The organism is Pontibacter sp. 13R65 (assembly GCF_047525655.1).
Lineage (GTDB): Bacteria > Bacteroidota > Bacteroidia > Cytophagales > Hymenobacteraceae > Pontibacter.
The window spans coordinates 1-3,009 of the sequence record NZ_JBLIQL010000050.1 but is presented as its reverse complement, the minus strand read 5'-3'; the positions used below and the strand labels follow the sequence as shown (position 1 = coordinate 3,009).

General features: G+C 42.4%; 1 protein-coding gene. It reads left to right on the top strand.

Translation table 11 applies throughout. The features are described 5' to 3' along the window. Positions 1–1,300 precede the first annotated feature (1,300 nt). Positions 1,301–2,668, top strand: a complete 1,368-nt coding sequence (locus tag ACMA1I_RS23225) for a glycoside hydrolase family 88 protein (protein WP_337070886.1) — start codon at positions 1,301–1,303, stop codon at positions 2,666–2,668. Positions 2,669–3,009 lie beyond the last annotated feature (341 nt).

The window sequence follows — 3,009 nt, the reverse complement described above, 5'->3', positions numbered from 1 at the left end:
CCCTTCCTTTTTTTACTCTATCTCTAGAATTGACGCAGGTGGTGAGTGAACACCGACCCGCGCGGATTTTAATTTCGTCTCTATCAGTCTCTCAAAGAACTTGCGGAAGAGCATCTCTCTTCCCTTGTGCCGCTGCCTTAGCGGCTAAGCCTCAACGGCTTGTGTCACTGTTTTACTCTACTCTTTCTCTTTTTTTCTGCTCCCTTCCGGAGCGGGTTGCAAAGGTAAGAAGCTTTTTCCTTTCTGCAAGGCCTCAGGGAAAAATTTTCAAACTTTTTTTCCTTTCCTCATCCTGCCCTCTCCCCTCTCCTGCGGCCCCTGTTACAAGGCCCCTCAAGAGGCTTCCCTCTGGAAGCGGGTGCAAAGCTAAGAAGCTTTCCCTGATCTGCAAAACAAAAACAGAAAATATTTCCTGAAGCTTTTCCTTCCTTCTTTCCCTGCGGGCCAAGTCCAGGCCCCGAGGTCCGCCTCCTCTGAAACGGGAGGCAAAGGTAAGCATCTTTTCCGCCCCCGCAAGCACCAAGGCAAAAGTTTTTTTCGGCGTCTCTCTTTGGCCTTGCGGCCTTTCCCGTCCCTGCCGGATGGGGATGCAAAAGTAGCAAACCCCAGCCGCATTCCAAGCGCCAGGCGCAACAATTCTGGAATATTCGCCTAACTCCCTTAGACACAGCACGATTGTTTTTCGGTGCCCCCCTTCTTGGCCGCAGTCCCCGATCAAAGCCTCTGGGAGGCCTGTTTCATTAGTAGAATTGGTGAGCTAACCAGGGCAGAAACAATTTTAATGATGACACACCTAAGAAGTTAAGGAGACAATAGCACACTCACCATAGTTAATGGGATATGAACGGCTTCTACAAGGGTCCTTGCTTTTCTCTTTCGTGAATCAAAGGATCCAGGCTCTGAAGTTGAACATAAGTGGCTATTCTGATTATCCCATCATCTGCCGAGAAAAGAAACTGACAAGTGTAGCAGTCGTGTTCACAATAGCCTCGCCCAAGTCGTTTAAATATTAAAGACATCACCAAAGGCTTATATCTTTTAAGAGCCCAAGCCATCCTTGTGCCAATATTTTACTACTACCTATAAAAGCATAAGGCAATCTTTTGCAATTCCACAATGTAATTAACCTATATTTGTAAAGAAGCATATTTACTTATAGCACTTATTTAAATCTAGCTAATATTAATTAGCAGTACCTAGTTAGTGGAAAGCAGATTGGCTGTGCTGATGAAGTGCTATAAGCTGGCAGCTAGTACAAATATAACGTCACCCTAAAAAATTACAGATTATAATACCTATCATGAAAAATTACCTTTTACTCGCGATTTCCTTGTTAATATTTGCATGTAGCTCAAAAGAGGAAGAGAAAGAAAATTCATTAGAATGGTCTCAGAAGATGGTTGAGTCGCACGGTTTAGTTGATTTTTACACCAACCGACACCACCAGGCTGAATTAGCTAATACTGGCTGGGATTATGTTTCTGGACTTGTTGCAAGTGCTGTGCTTAAAGCTTGGGTAATGTATCCGGAGAAAACCGAATATTATGAAGCCGTAAGAGCCTTCGCAGATAGAAACCTTAATGAGGATGGCACTGTGATTCTGAACTCTAAGGGAGGTTCTGCAATTAGACCAAGTAATATTGATGACTTACCTGCCGGAAGAATTTTTTTCGCTCTTTATGAGGAAGAATTGAAAAAAGGCAATACCAAAGATGCCGAACGGTATAAAACTGCAGCAACTGTAATTCGCAACACTCTAAAGCACGACCACTCCCGGATAGCAGAGGGATTGCCTGGAGCCGGAGGATTCTTTCACAAAGCCATTTACCCTAACCAGATGTGGCTAGATGGTTTATACATGGGCTCTCCTATCTATGCTCAATGGCAAGATGCATTTGGAAAATCAAATGCACAAGAGAATACAGAAAGTTGGGATGATATTGCTTTACAATTTAAAACCATCCATAAGTATACTTATAACCCAGAAGCTCAACTGAACTATCATGCCTGGTCAGCCGAGCCAACCGACTCTAACTCCTTCTGGGCCAATCAGCAGGAACCTTTTTTAGGGGCTAGTAAAGAATTTTGGGGTCGAGGAATGGGCTGGTATTTTGCCGCACTGGCAGACGTATTAGAATATATGCCTAAAGACCATAAAGACTACAATGATGTTTTGAAGATATTCAATCAAGTAGCAGTAGGGCTAAAACGTCGGCAAGACCAGGAATCAGGGGTATGGTACCAATTATTGCAGTATGATGCTACAACAACGGCTGATGGCAAGGGAGACATAGTAGATGGTGAAACATATAATGTAGGAACAGATCCTAACTACTTAGAGGCATCTTGCTCCTCTATATTTACTTATGCTTATCTAAAAGGAATCAGGCTTGGCCTCCTTGATAAAGCAACTTACCAACCAGTGGCAGAAAAAGCTTACCAAGGCCTGCTTAAAACTTTTATTCGTGAAGATGGTGGCAAAACCAACATTATACAAACCTGTGCTTCGGCTGGCTTAGGCCCTGCCAAAGACCCATCTCGTACAGGAACGGTCAATTACTACTTAAGCGGAAAAGATGTAACTATTGTTGAAAACGAAGGAAAAGCAATTGGAACGTTTATAATGGCCTCGTTGGAGTACGAAGACTACAAGCGCAGTAATAAATAGAGCATTACAAAAATTAACTGAAGCTTTATAGCATTCAGAAAGCTACAGGCAGTCTATAAAATTTCTGAAGCTACAAAATTTTATAGACTGCCTTATTATAAAAGAGTGAAGGCGCTAATTTTATAAAATATACTAGGGGCTTCTAGCTCCTTCCAACAGTAGCCCCTCCAGATCTTTATTATTGTTAGTACTTTTTTTATCTATCAACCTCTAAAAACATGACTCATCCCGAATTTTAGTTGATTGGGGATAGAAAAGGAAGAACCTCCTGTTAAAGTGGTAGAGATATCACTTAAAGCAGGAGGTTCTTTATGTCTAGACAAGTTAATAACGCAGGCACT